Consider the following 14,737-nt stretch of genomic DNA (forward strand, 5'->3'; position numbering starts at 1 on the left):
CGCAGTTGCGTTTGGCAAGGCTGGCTCCCCCTTCTCCCTCTGTGGGAGAAGGTGTCGCCGCAGGCGACGGATGAGGGGTGTTCCAGCGGTGAGACGTTGGCGTACCCTGGAACACCCCTCATCCGTCTCGGCACTAACGCGCCGATCTTCCTTCTCCCACAAGGGGAGAAGGAAGAAGCGCACAAGCGCTACGCCAAATCCTCGGAATGCCCGATCTCGACACCATACTCCGCCGCCGAATCCAGCATCGTGTGCCACAGACTTTCAGCAAATGTCGCAAACATCAGCACGTTGAACACCGCCTGCCCATCCGGCCGGTCATTCCCGCGCCAGAGCGTGACGCTGGCGTGATCCATCGAGGTCGCGGCAGCCGCCCCAACCAGAAATGCATCGGGATGCAGATCGATCGACGACAGCTTGCCCAGCATCGCCCGCGCCTTGGTACCGGAGATACTGATCAGCACTCGCGCATGCGACTGGTCCGATAGCGAAGCGGAAGACGCGAACGTCTGGGCGAGTGCTTCAGTCCCATGCTTGCCGCCCTTCAACAGCACGAAGAACTGGTCCGGTCCCGACCAGATCAGCGTCGCATCCGAAGTCTGCACCGCCTTGGGTGTCTCAGGAGCCGCAACACCGAAGCTTGCCTTCGCAGCGTTGGCCAAATCTCCCGCCTTGCCGCGCCGCGCCATCACCTGGATCAGGTCGAAATTGCGGATTTCGGTCAGCAACACGCCGACATTGCCGTTCGCGCCGTAAGGCCCGACAACAAGTGCCCGCTCGAGCGGGCTACGAACATCCCAGGAAAAATCAGCCACGCTGGCGCCCTCCATCGGGATCGTAGAAGACGGGATTGCAGAGCTCGACATCATAGTCTTCACCGCGCAGCGGATCATGCGCGTGGACGATCTCGCCGATGCGTTCGCGGCCGCGCTCGACAAGGCCGAGACCGATCCACTGGTCGAGCGTCGGCGAGAAGCAGACCGAGGTGACGTAGCCTTGGTCGTTATCAGGCCCGGGCGTCTGGCCCTTCGGGATGATGTGCGCGCCGGAGCGCAGGCGGCGCGCCTTGTCGATCGGCTTGATGCCGACCACGACCTGCCGGTCCGGCGCCACCAGCGCCTCGCGGCCGGCCATGACGCGACCGATGAAATCCTTCTTGGTCGACATCATCTTGCCGAGGCCGAGATCGGCGGCGGTCGTCATGCCGCTCAGTTCCGGTCCGGCGACATGGCCCTTTTCAACGCGCATGACGCCGAGGGCTTCTGTGCCATACGGCGTCACGCCGAACGGTTTTCCCGCCAGCATCAAATTGCGTGCCATCGCTTCACCGTAACGCGCCGGCACCGAAATCTCGAACGCCATCTCGCCGGAGAAGGAGATGCGGAACAGCCGCGCCTTGATGCCGCCGCGCAAAGCGACTTCGCGCACGCCCATGAAGGGAAAACCTTCGTTCGAAAGGTCCTCGGCAGGGTCGACGATTTCCTTCAACAGGTCTCGCGTCCTTGGCCCGGCAATCGAGAACTGCGCCCACTGGTCGGAGACCGAGGTCAGTTGCACGTCGAGTTCGGGGAATAGCACCTGCCGGCAGAATTCGAGATGCTGCATCACCAGCCCGGCCTTCGCCGTGGTCGTGGTGAGGAAATAATGGTCCTCGGCCAGCCGCGAGGTCGTGCCGTCATCATAGACGAGGCCGTCCTCGCGCAGCATCAGCCCGTAGCGGGCTTTTCCCACGGCAAGGTTTGAGAAGGTGTTGATGTAGACGCGGTCGAGGAAGGCGCCGGCATCGGGGCCGTGCACATCGATCTTGCCCAGCGTCGAGACATCGCAGAAGCCGACGCCCGAGCGCACCGCCTTGACCTCGCGGGTGACCGATTCCAGCCAGTCCTTCTCGCCCGCGCGCGGATACCATTGCGCGCGCTTCCACAGGCCGGTGTCGACAAAGATCGCGCCTTGTTCGGCCGCCCAGTGATGCGACGGCGTCAGCCGCGTCGCATGGAAATTTTCGTCGCGATGGTGGCCGGCAAAGGCGCCGATGGCGACCGGCACGTACGGCGGGCGATAGATGGTCGTGCCGGTCTCGGGAATGGATTTGCCCGACACCGCCGCCATGATGGCGAGGCCGGCGACATTGGACGTCTTGCCCTGGTCGGTCGCCATGCCGAGCGTGGTGTAGCGCTTCAGATGCTCGACCGATTCAAAACCCTCGCGCTGCGCCAGCTCGATGTCGGACGCGGTGACGTCATGCTGCTGGTCTACAAAGGCCTTGCCTTTGCCGGCGACGTGCCAGAGCGGGGTCAGTGAGAAGGACTCGTCGCCGGCAACAGCTGCAGAGCCCGGATTGCCATTGCGTCCCGCGTCCCGCGCCGCTGCGGCGCCGGCCTCGAAACCTGCGCGCAGGCAGGCGCCTAGCCCGAAGTCGCCGTTAGCCGCACCTGCGGCGACCATCCCGGGCGGCGCGCCGTCCGGCACGAAAGCTGAGATGTCGTCGCGCCATTTCGGCCGGCCGCGATGGTATGAGGTCAGCCCGACCGCCGGATTCCAGCCGCCGGAAACGGCAAGCCCGTCGGCCTCGACCTCGGCGCGCGCGCCGCCGGTCAGCGACACCGCTATTTTTCTTACGCCGTCCTTGCCGCCGTCGACGCCGCTGACCGAACCATGCAGCACGGTGAAGCCGTTCCTGGAAGCGAGAGAACGATGGGCAGGCGTGACGTCAGCCCGCGCGTCGACCACCGCCGCGATCTGCAGCCCGGCGCCGAGTGCCGTCTCGACCGTGCGCCAGCCATCCTCATTGTTGGTGAACAGCGCGATCCGCTTTGCCGGCGTCGCCGCATAACGTGTGACGTAGGTGCGGATGGCGGACGCCATCATCACGCCGGGCGTGTCATTGCCGGCAAAGACGATGGGACGCTCAATCGCGCCGGCGGCGACGACGCAGCGCTTGGCCACGATGCGCCACAGGCGCTGGCGCACCTGATGCTCGGGCGGCACCGGCAGATGATCGTTGACCCGCTCGATCGCGCCATAGGTACCGCCGTCATAGACGCCGAACAGGGTCGTGCGGGTCATGATGCGGACATCCGGCATCGAGCTGAGCTCGGCCAGTGTGCGCGACAGCCACTCCGCGGCCGGCAGACCGTCGATCGTGCCGCCATCCGACAACAGACGGCCGCCGGGCGCAAAATCTTCTTCGCACAGGATGACGCGCGCACCGCTGCGGCCTGCAGCGAGTGCGGCGGCGAGACCGGCCGGACCGGAGCCGGCGATCACCACATCGCAATGCGCCCAGGCCTTGTCGTAGTGATCCGGATCGGGGGTGACCGCCGCGCGACCCAGACCCGCGGCGCGTCGGATCGCCGGCTCGTAGACCATTTCCCAGAATTTTGCGGGCCACATGAAGGTTTTGTAGTAGAAGCCGGCGACGAAGATCGGTGCGAACAGCTGGTTCACCGACATCACATCGTGGCGCAGCGACGGCCAGCGGTTCTGGCTGGCCGCTTCGAGGCCTTCATAGAGTTCGGCCGTCGTGGCCTTGGTGTTGGCCTCGCGCCGTGCGCCGGTGCGCAGTTCGACCAGCGCGTTGGGTTCTTCCGAGCCCGCAGTCAGAATGCCGCGCGGACGATGGTATTTGAACGAGCGGCCGACCAGCTTGACGCCATTGGCGACCAGCGCCGACGCCAGCGTGTCGCCCTGGAAGCCGGAAAATGTCGTGCCGTCGAAGCGGAAGGTGAGGGGGGTGGAACGGTCGATGAGACCGCCGGATGAGAGACGATGAGAGGTCACGATGTCCAGCCTCTGATCCATATGGTGTCATGGCGAAGGATGGCGCCGCCCCTTACCCTCCCCGTTGTGGGGAGGGTCGCTGCGCAGCAGCGGGGTGGGGGTGCGGCACCGACCCCCACCCGGACCTGCGGTCCGACCTCCCCACAAGGGGGAGGTAGGGGGCTGGCGCTTTTCGCGACGGCTGTGGTCTCGACAGAATAGCTCATGTCTCCACCTGGCTCGCACCAGCCCCCGCCGCCGGTTCCACCGCCGAAATCTCGTGCGTCAGCGTGTTGCGGGTGACCTTCAGCCAGGCCCGGCAGCCACCGCCGTGATACCAGTTCTCCGCCATCACGCCGGCGATGTTGTCGCGCAGATAGACATAGTCGTAGACGGCATCTTCGCCGGCATCCGCCGCCGGCCGTACAGGCTTGGCATCGCCGAGATAGCTGAACTCGCCGAGTTCGCGTTCGCCGCAGAAAGGACAGGTGATACGCATCTTGTTCCGGCCGCCTCAATGCAGGTTCGGTTGGGCGCCTTGGCCCTTTTCGTCGATCATGGCGCCGCGCTGGAAGCGGTCGAGCCGAAACAGCGCCGCCTCCTTGTGCGTTTCGTCACGCGCCAGAAGATGGGCAAAGACGAAGCCGGAACCGGGCGTCGCCTTGAAGCCGCCATAACACCAGCCGGCGTTGAGGTAGAGCCCGTCGACCGGTGTCTTGTCGATGATCGGCGAGCCATCCATCGACATGTCCATGATGCCGCCCCACTGGCGCAGAAGCCGCACGCGGCCGATCATCGGGATCAGCGCCATGCCGCCTTCGCAGACATCTTCCATGACAGGCAAATTGCCGCGCTGGGCGTAGGAATTGTAGCCATCGATGTCGCCGCCGAAGACCAGCCCGCCCTTGTCGGACTGGCTGACATAGAAATGCCCGGCGCCGAAGGTCATGACGCCGGGGATGAGCGGCTTGATCGCCTCCGAGACGAAAGCCTGCAGCACATGGCTTTCGATCGGCAGGCGCAGGCCCGCCATCGCGGCGACGCGCGAGGAGGACCCGGCGACCGCCATGCCGACCTTGCCGGCGCCAATTTTTCCACGCGACGTCTCGACGCCAGTCACCTTGCCGTTGCCGTCCCGGACAAAGCCGGTGACCTCGCAGTTCTGGATGATGTCGACGCCGAGTTCGCTCGCCGCATGGGCATAGCCCCAGACCACCGCGTCATGCCGCGCGGTGCCGCCGCGGCGCTGCAGGAGGCCGCCCTGCACGGGAAAGCGCGCATGGTCGAAATTCAGGAACGGCAGCATCTTCTTCAGCGCCGCCTGGTCGAGCAGTTCGGCATCGATGCCATTGATGCGCATGGTGTTGCCGCGCCGCGCATAAGCGTCGCGCTGCGCGTCGGAATGATAGAGGTTGAGGACGCCGCGCTGGCTGACCATGGCGTTATAGTTGAGGTCCTGCTCCATCCGCTCCCAAAGCTTCATCGAAAGCTCGTAGAAGCCGGTATTGCCGGGCAGGCCGTAATTGGAACGGATGATGGTGGTGTTGCGGCCGGCATTGCCGGAGCCGATCCAGCCCTTTTCCAGCACGGCGACGTTTCTGATGCCGAACTCGCTGGCGAGGAACCAGGCGGTGGCGAGCCCATGGCCGCCGCCGCCGATGATCACCACATCGTAGTGGTCCTTGGGCGCCGCATCGCGCCAGGTGCGCTGCCAATTCTTGTGGCCGGAAAGGGCAGCACGGGCGAGCGAGAAGATCGAATATTTCATCAGGTCATTCCGAGGTCGCTCGCACAGCTGGGACGATTATATGTCCAGCGTGTGGTCGCGCTCCCATTGCGTGAAGTGCGAAGCATAGGAATTCCATTCCTGGTGCTTCAGCTTTAGATAAGCCGACGAGAATTCCTCACCCAGCGCCGCCTTGAGCGATTTGTCCTTGTCGTATTCGCGAAGCGCGTCGAGCAGATTGAGCGGCAGCTTCGGCGCGCCTTTCACCGTGTGGCCGTTCTGGTACATGTCGATGTCGTAGCGCTTGCCGGGATCGGCCTTGGAGCGGATGCCGTCGAGACCAGCGGCAATGATGACGGCCTGCAGCAGATAAGGGTTTGCGGCGCCATCCGGCAGCCGCAGCTCGAAGCGGCCGGGGCCGGGCACGCGCACCATGTGGGTGCGGTTGTTTCCGGTCCAGGTCACCGTGTTCGGCGCCCAGGTGGCGCCCGAAATGGTGCGCGGCGCGTTGATGCGTTTGTAGGAGTTCACCGTCGGGTTGGTGATGGCGGCCAGCGCCGAGGCATGTTTCATGATGCCGCCGAGGAAATTCTTGCCCTTGGCCGACAGGCCGAGCTCCATCGCATTATCGGCAAAGACGTTGACCTTGCCGGCCTTGTCCCACACCGAAATATGGGCGTGGCAGCCATTGCCGGTCAGGCCCTGGAAGGGCTTTGGCATGAAGGTCGCGCGCAGGCCGTGTTTCTCGGCCACCGACTTGACCATGAACTTGAAGAAGGAGTGCTTGTCGGCGGTGGCGAGCACATCGTCGAAGGCCCAGTTCATCTCGAACTGGCCGTTGGCGTCCTCATGGTCGTTCTGGTAGGGGCTCCAGCCCAGCGCCAGCATGTGGTCGCAGATCTCGGCGATGACATCGTAGCGGCGCATCACCGCTTGTTGGTCGTAGCAGGGTTTTGAAGCCGTGTCGTATTTGTCGGAGATTACGCTGCCGTCCGGCGAGATCAGGAAGAACTCAGCCTCGACGCCGGTCTTGACATGCATACCGTCAGTGGCGGCTTCCGCAATCAGCCGGCGCAGCGTGTTGCGTGGCGCCTGCTCGACTTCCTTGTCGTCCATGATGCAGTTGGCGGCGACCCACGCGACATCGCGCTTCCACGGCAGCTGGATCACCGAATCCGAATCCGGCACCGCCAGCATATCAGGATGCGCCGGCGTCAGGTCGAGCCAAGTGGCGAAACCGGCGAAGCCGGCGCCGTCCTTCTGCATGTCGGCGATCGCCTGCGCCGGCACCAGCTTGGCGCGCTGGCCGCCGAACAGGTCGGTGTAGGAAATCATGAAATATTTGACGCCGTTCTCTTTGGCGAATGCGGCGAGATCGTTCCCCATTATAGTTCCTCGCTTATTTTGATGTGTTTTTTAGAAGCCGTTTTTCCCCGGTATCCAGTTGGTGCCGGCCAGCGGCACGCCGGCCATGGCGGCGGCTTCGATGGTGAGGGCTACGAGATCCTCGGGCTCGAGATTGTGCAGGCTGTTCTTGCCGCAGGCACGCGCAATGGTCTGCGCCTCCAGCGTCATCACCTTGAGGTAGTTCGCCAGCCGCCGTCCGGCGGCGATCGGATCGACCCGCTTCATCAGTTCCGGGTCCTGCGTGGTGATGCCCGCGGGGTCGCGACCCTCGTGCCAGTCGTCATAGGCGCCGGCGGTGGTGCCGAGCGCATTGTACTCCGCCTCCCAGCGCGGATCGTTGTCGCCGAGTGCGACCAGCGCTGCCGTGCCGATCGACACCGCGTCGACGCCGAGCGCCAGCGCCTTGGCGACGTCGGCGCCGTTGCGGATGCCTCCGGAGACGATCAGCTGCACCTTGCGGTGCATGCCGAGATCCTGCAGCGCCTGCACTGCCGGCCTGATGCAGGCAAGCGTCGGCTGGCCGACATTTTCGATGAATACTTCCTGGGTGGCCGCCGTGCCGCCCTGCATGCCGTCGACCACGACGACATCGGCGCCGGCCTTCACCGCAAGTGCTGTGTCATAATAGGGGCGGGCGCCGCCGACTTTGACGTAGATCGGCTTTTCCCAGTCGGTGATCTCGCGCAGTTCGAGGATCTTGATCTCGAGATCGTCCGGCCCGGTCCAGTCGGGATGGCGCGAGGCCGAACGCTGGTCGATGCCTTTCGGCAGCGTGCGCATTTCGGCAACGCGGTCGGAGATTTTCTGGCCAAGCAGCATGCCGCCACCGCCCGGCTTGGCGCCCTGGCCAACGACCACTTCGATGGCGTCGGCGCGGCGCAAATCCCTGGGGTTCATGCCGTAGCGCGACGGCAGGTACTGGTAGACCAGTTGCTTGGAATGGCCGCGCTCTTCCTCGGTCATGCCGCCGTCGCCGGTGGTGGTCGACGTGCCTGAGAGTGTGGCGCCACGGCCGAGCGCTTCCTTGGCCGGGCCGGACAGCGACCCGAAGCTCATGCCGGCAACGGTGATCGGGATTTTCAGCTCGATCGGCTTCTTGGCATAGCGCGAGCCCAGCACCACCGACGTGTCGCACCGCTCGCGATAGCCTTCCAGCGGATAGCGCGAGATCGAGGCGCCGAGGAACAGCAGATCGTCGAAATGCGGCAGCTTGCGCTTGGCCCCGGCGCCCCTGATGTCATAGATGCCGGTCGCCGCGGCGCGGCGGATTTCGGAAAGCGTGTAGTCGTCGAAGGTCGCGGATTTGCGCGGCGTCGTCGGCGGGTTCTTGTAGGTCATGCTGCCTCAATACGCGTCGGCGTTGTCGATATTGAAATTGTAGAGCGTGCGCGCCGAGCCGTAGCGCTTGAATTCCGACGGCTTGACGCCGGTGACGCCGGCGCGGTCGAGCAGTCCCTGCAGCAGTTCGATATGCTCGGGCCGCATCTCCTTGGCGATGCAGTCGGCGCCCAGGCTTTCGACCTTGCCGCGCACGAACAGCCGCGCTTCGTAGATGGAATCGCCAAGTGCGTCGCCGGCATCGCCCAGCACCACCAGATTGCCGGACTGCGCCATGAAGGCCGACATGTGGCCGATATTGCCGTGCACGACGATGTCGATGCCCTTCATCGAGATGCCGCAGCGCGACGAGGCGTTGCCCTCGATGACGAGCAGCCCGCCCTTGCCGGTGGCGCCGGCATACTGGCTGGCGTCGCCCTTGATGACGATCGAGCCCGACATCATGTTTTCGCCGACGCCAGGTCCGGCCGAGCCGTGCACGGTGATGGCAGCGCCGTCATTCATCCCGGCGCAGTAGTAGCCGACGCTGCCGCGCACATCGATGCTGACAGGCTGGTCGACGCCGACCGCAACCGAATGGCTGCCCTTCGGGTGCAGCACTTCCCACGCCGTTTCGTTGGAGCCGGGCGTCAGATTGTGAAGCGCCTGGTTGAGCTCGCGCAGCGACGACACATCAAGATCGAAGACCCGGGACGCCTGGTCTTGCGCCGCCTTCGAAAGTTTGGTTGCCGGCATGGGCTCAATGCTCCCAGAAATAGACGGTTGCGGGTTCCGGCTCCCAGACCCTCGCATTGTCTATGCCGGGCAGCTTGGTCAGCGCCCGATATTCCGAGCCAAAGGCGACATACTGGTCGGTCTCGGCCATGACGGCGGGCTTGCAGGCGATCGGATCGCGCACCACGCCGAAACCGTTCTTGGTGCCGACGACGAAGGTGAAGAAGCCGTCGAGGTCGGACAGCGTGCCTTCCAGCGCCTCGCCGAGGTTCTTGCCATGCGCCATCTGCGAGGAGAGATAGGCGGCGGCGACCTCGGTGTCGTTCTCGGTCTCGAATTTCATGCCCTCCCGCACCAGCTCACGCCGCACATTATTGTGGTTGGACAGCGAGCCATTGTGCACCAGGCACTGGTCGGCGCCGGTCGAGAACGGATGCGCGCCCATAGTGGTGACGGCCGATTCCGTCGCCATGCGGGTATGGCCGATGCCATGCGTGCCGGTCATCGAGCGGACGTCGAAGCGGTCGACGACCGCTTCCGGCAGACCGACTTCCTTGTAGATTTCCACCGCTTCGCCGGCGCCCATGATGCGCACGTCGGGGCGGATTGACTGCAGCGCTTCGCGCGCGGCATCGACCTTGTCGGGCGCGGTTCTCAACACTGCATGGGTGGACTTCACCGCTATGCTCACCGGCGCGCCGATGGCCTTCGCGAGTTCGGCGTCGAGGCCGCGGAAATCGCGCTCGGGCTTCGCGGACTGGATGGTGATCTTGGCTTCATTCCTGGAAGGCGCGCCATAGATGGCAATGCCGGCGCTGTCGGGGCCGCGATCGCTGAGCGATATCAGCATCTGCGACAGCATCGAGCCGAGCTGCGGCTCAAGCGACTTGTCTTTCAGAAAAAGTCCGACGATTCCACACATGTCAGCCTCCCGGCGTTACCACTAGACGATGATGTATCGAATGCGTCGTGCGAATTCAATCTTATGAAAAAAATATTCCTGTAGTTACGTATGCGGTTCGATGCCGCTTGGTGCACTATCGCTGCCGTCGCGGGCGCTGTGAACCCATGTAGCGGTGCGGATGCGGGCGATTTTGTAGGCGTCGAGGATCGACAGCGCATAGATCAGGAAGCCGCCGGCGTGGCGGCCGACGAAGCTGGCGTCGGCCGGCGCGATCTTGGCTGTCACCCAGGCGAGGATCACCATGAAGAACAGGAATTGCAGGCCGCGCACAGGCACGCCCAGAATGACGTGGCCGCTGGCCGGCAAGACGATTGCGGCGCCGAGCACGAGATAGGGGTTTGCCGGTGGGGGTAGGGGGGCGTTCATGCCACCTGCCTTTCCTGTCTGTTGATGGCGTCGCGCAGCCCCGAGGCTGAGGTGAGCAACCTCTCGACCAGCGCCGGATCCAGCCTTGTGCCGCCGAATGCAGCCTGCCGGAACACGCCGTAGCGCGCCCGTTCGGCCTCGGCCAGCAGCCAGACGATGCGCACGCCGTTCGGGGTGATCAAGAGTTCCTTGGCGCGGCCTTCGGCAAAGATGTCGAGATGGCTGGCGATCAGGTTCTGCGGAAAGCGCGCCGCCCTGAGGTCGGTTCGCAGCACGGCTTCAGCCGGAAATCCCGGAGCCTTCGGCAGCGTATGCTGAAGATGATCGAAATTGGAGAAGGTCGTCGGCGAGCCCGGCCGCATCATCATGTCGAAGGTCGCCGGCACCGCAACCGGCTCTGTGATCGTGACACTCAACCATCGCGCCGGCAGCTTTCGCGTCGCCAGCGTGTCGACGATGGTGCGCAGCTGCACGCGCTGTCCGTTCCACGAACCCGCCCAGGTGACAACGCCGGCTGTGCCATCGGAGACATCAACGGCATCTGTGATGACGGTCCGGATGCTGGCTGCCTCGGCTGCAAGATCAGCCTTGGCCTTTTTGCGGCTGGCGCGCGTATGCCAGGCGAGGTGCAGGACGAGAGCCACGGCGACCGCCCCGGCCAGCAATGCTGTCGTCACGTCAGACACCTCGTCACGCCATGCCCGCCCAGACCGGCAGGCCCTCTCCTGTCAATAGCCCTGCGGCTTCGGCCACGGCATGGTGAACTGGTCGCCGCGGCGCACATAGCGGTAACGGTAGAAGTGGAACCACAGCGAGATCAGGAAGTAGAAGGCGACCATGGCGATCAGCTGCGTGCCGTAGCCGAGGAAGATCGCAAAGAAGGTCACCACGCAGAGGCAAAACAGCACGATCGCCGGGATCGGGTGGAACGGGTGCGTATAGCCGCGGCGGATCGTGCCCAGCGGCCACTTTTTGCGGAACATCATGATGTTTATGCTCATGAAGGTGTATTGCAGCACGCCCGACAGGATTGAGAAGGTGATCGCCTGGTTGAGGTCGGCGATGAAGGCGAAGGCGAGCGCGATCGGCAACAGGAACAGGATCGAGCGATAGGGCGTGCGGTATTTCGGGTGCACGGCCGAGAACCATGTCGGCAGATAGCGGTCGCGTCCAAGCGAGAACCACGCGCGGGCCGCATCGTTGATACAGCCATTGGCCGACGCCAGTGCCGCGAGCAGCGTGGCGACGAACAACAGGTTTTCCAGCAGCGGGCTGCCGGTCAGCTTGCCGGCGTCCCACAAGGGATAATAGGTGATACCGAGGTACTCCCAGGGCATCAGCGAGGCGCAGACATACCAGGTCATGGCGGCGGCGATCAAAAGCGTGATCATGCCGGCCATGGTGCCGTAAGGCAGCGAACGCGCCGGCGAGCGCACTTCCTCGGCGGCCTGCGTGGTGCCTTCGATGCCGAGATAGTACCAGATGCCGAACTGGAAGGCCGCGATGACGCCGATCCAGCCATAGGGCAGCGCATTGCCGGGGGTGACCAGTTCGTTGAGCTTCAGCACAGCACCCTGCGTCCAGGGGCTGACCGAGAAGAACAGGATAACGATCGAGACATAGGCTATCGCCGTGATGACGAAGTTGACGTTGAGCGTCATCAGCACGCCGCGATAGTTCAGCCATGCCAGCACGACGATGGTGGCGGCAATGAAGGAGTTGTGGGTGAGCCCTTCGACGCCGGCCTTGGCGACGATGGTGTCGCCGAGCAGGATGGCGTCCGAAACCTCCAGCATGGTGTAGGCAAAGACCAGGAACAGCGCGACGTTGAAGGCCATCAGCGGCCCGACAATGTGCTTGGCCTGCGCGTATTGGCCGCCGGCGGCGGCAACCGTCGATGTCACCTCGGAGTCGATCATGGCGACCGAAGTGTACAAGAGCCCGACCACCCAGCAGACGATCAGCGCCGCCAGTGCGCCGCCCTTGTCGGCCGAGAAATTCCAGCCGGTGAATTCGCCGACCAGCACGATGCCGACGCCAAGCGCCCAGACATGGGCCGGGCCGAGCACGCGTAGCAGTGAAACCCTGTCGCCGTGTATTGCCGGTTCAAGCGTGATCGTCATTGTTCAATCCCCACTCAGATCCGGTGTTTTTCGGAAGCGGCTTCAAGCTCGCCTTCGCGCGAGGAAGTCAGCACCTCCTCGGAATAGGTCGTGTCGATCTTGAACCAGTCGTAGAGCATCCACAGCGCAAGCACGACCGAGATGCCCCACGATGCGTAAGAGAGTGCGACCCACATGAGCGTGCTTCCCCAAAATCTCTGGCGTTACTTGTCGTCGAACTTTTCGTTGATGACGTCGCGATATTCGCGGTCGGAGGCGCGGAACAGGAAGACGAAATAGCCGATCAGCACCGCCGCCATGATGATCAGCGTCGGCCAGTCGATGATGTAGTGGAAGCGGTTCTGGATGATGTCGTGCGCGGTCTCCGGCGTATAGCCGAGCTTTTCCCAGATCGAGGCCATGGTCGGGTTCTGTCCCAACGCTTCCCAGGTTTTGGCATCGAGCGCGTCGATGGATTTCGCCGCACCCGCCAGGCCGAGTTTCAATGGCAGCCACAGCGCCACGAAAATGGCGACCACGACGACCACGATATCGAAAATCTGCCCGGCCTTGCCTTGTTCCGGCGGCGTGTAGCGCGACATGACTTCTACCCCTCAGGACGTTCTGTTTTCAGGACTTGCGGTTGCGGGCCGCGTCGGCGTTCTTGATGTCGAGACCGTAGATGAAGTCCTTGTCTTCCTTGTAGTGATTGACCATCGCCAGGATGGCGGCCGTATTGAAGATCAGCACGGCGGCGGCAGCGATAGCGACGACGATCTTGATCCCGGTGTCCGGGATGTAGGGCCATGTCATGACAAGCACGAAGAGGATCGTCGCCCAAAGGCAGATGATCAGGAGCGCGGATCCGCGCAGGTCGGAACGGTACAGCGCTTCGATGCGCTGCTGCAGGTCTGACATCGGTTTCCCCTTTTCCAGCGCCCGACCCCGAATTGGCCGCCCGCTGCCCTCTTTCAACAGAGTGAAATTTTTTTCATAAATTCGGGCCGAATCCAGCAATTGTCAAGCCGATTCTACGTTGGGTTAACCGTTTGTCCCCAGCCGCGAATTTTGCCTGACAATGAAATTATTTGCTTCCGGGTATTGCGGCATCAGGACGTTTGCGATCAATATTCGACCAAATGCTCCCGCCTCGCGCAGGGAGCCGGGAACACAATAGAATTTTCGAACGGAGGATTTGCGGATGACGGCATCCTGGAGATTTTCGACCCTGGCGGATCGCCATCGCGCGTTAGGCTCGAAGCTCGAAGACTGGAGCGGCATGGGCACCGCCTGGACCTACGACAAGGACGCCGACGAGGAATACACCGCCATCCGCACCAGGGCCGGGCTGATGGATGTGTCGGGCCTGAAGAAGGTTCACATCACCGGGCCGCACGCCTCACACCTCATCGACCTGGCAACGACGCGCGACGTGGAGAAGATCTATCCCGGCAAGTCGGCCTATGCCTGCATGCTGAACGAGGCCGGAAAATTCACCGACGACTGCATCCTCTACCGCACCGGGCCGAACGCCTGGATGGTGGTGCACGGCTCCGGCACCGGCCATGAGGAATTGCAGCGCGCTTCCGTCGGCCGCGACGTATCGCTGCGCTTCGACGACAATCTGCACGACCTGTCGCTGCAGGGACCGACCGCGGTCGACTATCTCTCAAAGCATGTGCCGGGCATTCGCGACCTCAACTATTTCCATCATATGCAGACGCAGCTGTTCGGCTTTCCCGTCATGATCTCGCGCACCGGCTATACCGGCGAGCGCGGCTACGAGATATTCTGCCGCGGCCAGGACGCCGGCACGATCTGGGACAGGATCCTCGACGAGGGCAAGAGCGCCGGCATCATTCCGTGCCGCTTCACCACGCTCGATATGCTGCGCGTCGAAAGTTATTTGCTGTTTTATCCCTATGACAACTCGCAGAAATATCCGTTCGAGAACGAAGGCCCCGGCGACACGCTGTGGGAGCTCGGCCTCGACTTCACCGTCAGCCCCGGCAAGACCGGCTTTCGCGGCGCCGAAGAGCATTACCGCCTCAAGGGCAAGGAGCGCTTCAAGATCTACGGCGTGCTGCTCGACGGCAAGCAACCCGCGGATGAGGGCGCGCCGGTCTATCGCGACGGCAAAAAGGTGGGCGTGGTCACCTGCGCCATGTATTCGCCGCTGGTCGAGAAATCGATGGGCATCGCCCGCCTCGACGTCGACTGCGCGGTCAAGGACACCAAGCTCGAGATCCGCAACAAGAGCGGTTCGATCAGGGCGACGGCGCAGCCTCTGCCCTTCGACGATCCCAAAAAGACCAAGCGCACGGCGAAAGGCTGAGGCACAATCGACAGCGAGGGGTTTCG

The 14,737-nt window shown here is 63.5% G+C and carries 15 protein-coding genes; 1 reads left to right on the forward strand and 14 read right to left on the reverse strand.

Annotation, left to right across the window (positions count from 1 at the left end; translation table 11 throughout):
• Positions 1 to 188: 188 nt before the first annotated feature.
• From ACYG9Z_RS20545 to ACYG9Z_RS20610, 14 genes are all read right to left on the reverse strand, one after another.
• Entirely contained in the window at positions 189 to 815 is a 627-nt protein-coding gene (locus ACYG9Z_RS20545; protein WP_023752571.1) for a sarcosine oxidase subunit gamma, read from the reverse strand.
• Positions 808 to 3,801: a sarcosine oxidase subunit alpha gene (locus tag ACYG9Z_RS20550; protein WP_031244176.1), complete on the reverse strand. Its 2,994-nt coding sequence runs from the start codon at positions 3,799 to 3,801 to the stop codon at positions 808 to 810. Before ACYG9Z_RS20550 ends, ACYG9Z_RS20545 begins: the two co-directional genes overlap by 8 nt.
• A gap of 181 nt (positions 3,802 to 3,982) precedes the next feature.
• A complete protein-coding gene (locus ACYG9Z_RS20555) occupies positions 3,983 to 4,258 on the reverse strand; it encodes a sarcosine oxidase subunit delta (protein WP_023684437.1) in 276 nt (91 codons plus the stop codon).
• 15 nt (positions 4,259 to 4,273) lie between these two features.
• Positions 4,274 to 5,527, reverse strand: a complete 1,254-nt coding sequence (locus ACYG9Z_RS20560) for a sarcosine oxidase subunit beta family protein (RefSeq protein ID WP_023752573.1) — start codon at positions 5,525 to 5,527, stop codon at positions 4,274 to 4,276.
• A gap of 36 nt (positions 5,528 to 5,563) precedes the next feature.
• A complete protein-coding gene (gene glnT, locus ACYG9Z_RS20565) occupies positions 5,564 to 6,871 on the reverse strand; it encodes a type III glutamate--ammonia ligase (protein WP_023752574.1) in 1,308 nt (435 codons plus the stop codon).
• A gap of 30 nt (positions 6,872 to 6,901) precedes the next feature.
• A complete protein-coding gene (locus ACYG9Z_RS20570; protein ID WP_023729272.1) occupies positions 6,902 to 8,230 on the reverse strand; it encodes an FMN-binding glutamate synthase family protein in 1,329 nt (442 codons plus the stop codon).
• A gap of 6 nt (positions 8,231 to 8,236) precedes the next feature.
• Positions 8,237 to 8,965: a GltB/FmdC/FwdC-like GXGXG domain-containing protein gene (locus tag ACYG9Z_RS20575; protein WP_023668551.1), complete on the reverse strand. Its 729-nt coding sequence runs from the start codon at positions 8,963 to 8,965 to the stop codon at positions 8,237 to 8,239.
• A 4-nt stretch (positions 8,966 to 8,969) separates the two neighbouring features.
• The gene (locus ACYG9Z_RS20580) at positions 8,970 to 9,866 is read right to left on the reverse strand and encodes a class II glutamine amidotransferase (protein WP_023668550.1); all 897 of its coding nucleotides are present in this window, start codon (positions 9,864 to 9,866) and stop codon (positions 8,970 to 8,972) included.
• Positions 9,867 to 9,950: 84 nt separating this feature from the next.
• On the reverse strand, positions 9,951 to 10,274 hold the full coding sequence (locus ACYG9Z_RS20585; protein ID WP_023752575.1) for a hypothetical protein: 324 nt from the start codon (positions 10,272 to 10,274) through the stop codon (positions 9,951 to 9,953).
• Positions 10,271 to 10,960 carry a hypothetical protein gene (locus ACYG9Z_RS20590; protein ID WP_023752576.1) on the reverse strand — a complete coding sequence of 230 codons (690 nt, stop codon included), beginning with the start codon at positions 10,958 to 10,960 and terminating at the stop codon, positions 10,271 to 10,273. The genes ACYG9Z_RS20585 and ACYG9Z_RS20590 overlap by 4 nt, the downstream gene beginning before the upstream one ends.
• Positions 10,961 to 11,002: 42 nt before the next feature.
• The gene (locus ACYG9Z_RS20595) at positions 11,003 to 12,397 is read right to left on the reverse strand and encodes an APC family permease (RefSeq protein ID WP_023668547.1); all 1,395 of its coding nucleotides are present in this window, start codon (positions 12,395 to 12,397) and stop codon (positions 11,003 to 11,005) included.
• Between the two features lie 14 nt (positions 12,398 to 12,411).
• Positions 12,412 to 12,573, reverse strand: a complete 162-nt coding sequence (locus ACYG9Z_RS20600; RefSeq protein ID WP_023668546.1) for a hypothetical protein — start codon at positions 12,571 to 12,573, stop codon at positions 12,412 to 12,414.
• Positions 12,574 to 12,600: 27 nt separating this feature from the next.
• Complete coding sequence (locus ACYG9Z_RS20605) at positions 12,601 to 12,978, reverse strand: hypothetical protein (RefSeq protein ID WP_023668545.1); 378 nt, start codon at positions 12,976 to 12,978, stop codon at positions 12,601 to 12,603.
• Positions 12,979 to 13,006: 28 nt separating this feature from the next.
• Positions 13,007 to 13,294, reverse strand: a complete 288-nt coding sequence (locus ACYG9Z_RS20610) for a hypothetical protein (RefSeq protein ID WP_023668544.1) — start codon at positions 13,292 to 13,294, stop codon at positions 13,007 to 13,009.
• Positions 13,295 to 13,577: 283 nt separating this feature from the next.
• Between ACYG9Z_RS20610 and ACYG9Z_RS20615 the strand changes: the two genes are divergently transcribed.
• A complete protein-coding gene (locus ACYG9Z_RS20615; protein ID WP_023668543.1) occupies positions 13,578 to 14,711 on the forward strand; it encodes an aminomethyltransferase family protein in 1,134 nt (377 codons plus the stop codon).
• Positions 14,712 to 14,737 lie beyond the last annotated feature (26 nt).

This window comes from Mesorhizobium sp. RSR380A (assembly GCF_054719385.1).

Coding starts and splice junctions, on each gene's coding strand:
- ACYG9Z_RS20555 (WP_023684437.1), bottom strand. CDS start 4,258: ATGCGTATCACCTGTCCTTTCTGCGGCGAACGCGAACTCGGCGAGTTC.
- ACYG9Z_RS20570 (WP_023729272.1), bottom strand. CDS start 8,230: ATGACCTACAAGAACCCGCCGACGACGCCGCGCAAATCCGCGACCTTC.
- ACYG9Z_RS20610 (WP_023668544.1), bottom strand. CDS start 13,294: ATGTCAGACCTGCAGCAGCGCATCGAAGCGCTGTACCGTTCCGACCTG.
- ACYG9Z_RS20595 (WP_023668547.1), bottom strand. CDS start 12,397: ATGACGATCACGCTTGAACCGGCAATACACGGCGACAGGGTTTCACTG.
- ACYG9Z_RS20585 (WP_023752575.1), bottom strand. CDS start 10,274: ATGAACGCCCCCCTACCCCCACCGGCAAACCCCTATCTCGTGCTCGGC.
- ACYG9Z_RS20575 (WP_023668551.1), bottom strand. CDS start 8,965: ATGCCGGCAACCAAACTTTCGAAGGCGGCGCAAGACCAGGCGTCCCGG.
- ACYG9Z_RS20605 (WP_023668545.1), bottom strand. CDS start 12,978: ATGTCGCGCTACACGCCGCCGGAACAAGGCAAGGCCGGGCAGATTTTC.
- ACYG9Z_RS20600 (WP_023668546.1), bottom strand. CDS start 12,573: ATGTGGGTCGCACTCTCTTACGCATCGTGGGGCATCTCGGTCGTGCTT.
- ACYG9Z_RS20560 (WP_023752573.1), bottom strand. CDS start 5,527: ATGAAATATTCGATCTTCTCGCTCGCCCGTGCTGCCCTTTCCGGCCAC.
- ACYG9Z_RS20580 (WP_023668550.1), bottom strand. CDS start 9,866: ATGTGTGGAATCGTCGGACTTTTTCTGAAAGACAAGTCGCTTGAGCCG.
- ACYG9Z_RS20550 (WP_031244176.1), bottom strand. CDS start 3,801: ATGGATCAGAGGCTGGACATCGTGACCTCTCATCGTCTCTCATCCGGC.
- glnT (WP_023752574.1), bottom strand. CDS start 6,871: ATGGGGAACGATCTCGCCGCATTCGCCAAAGAGAACGGCGTCAAATAT.
- ACYG9Z_RS20615 (WP_023668543.1), top strand. CDS start 13,578: ATGACGGCATCCTGGAGATTTTCGACCCTGGCGGATCGCCATCGCGCG.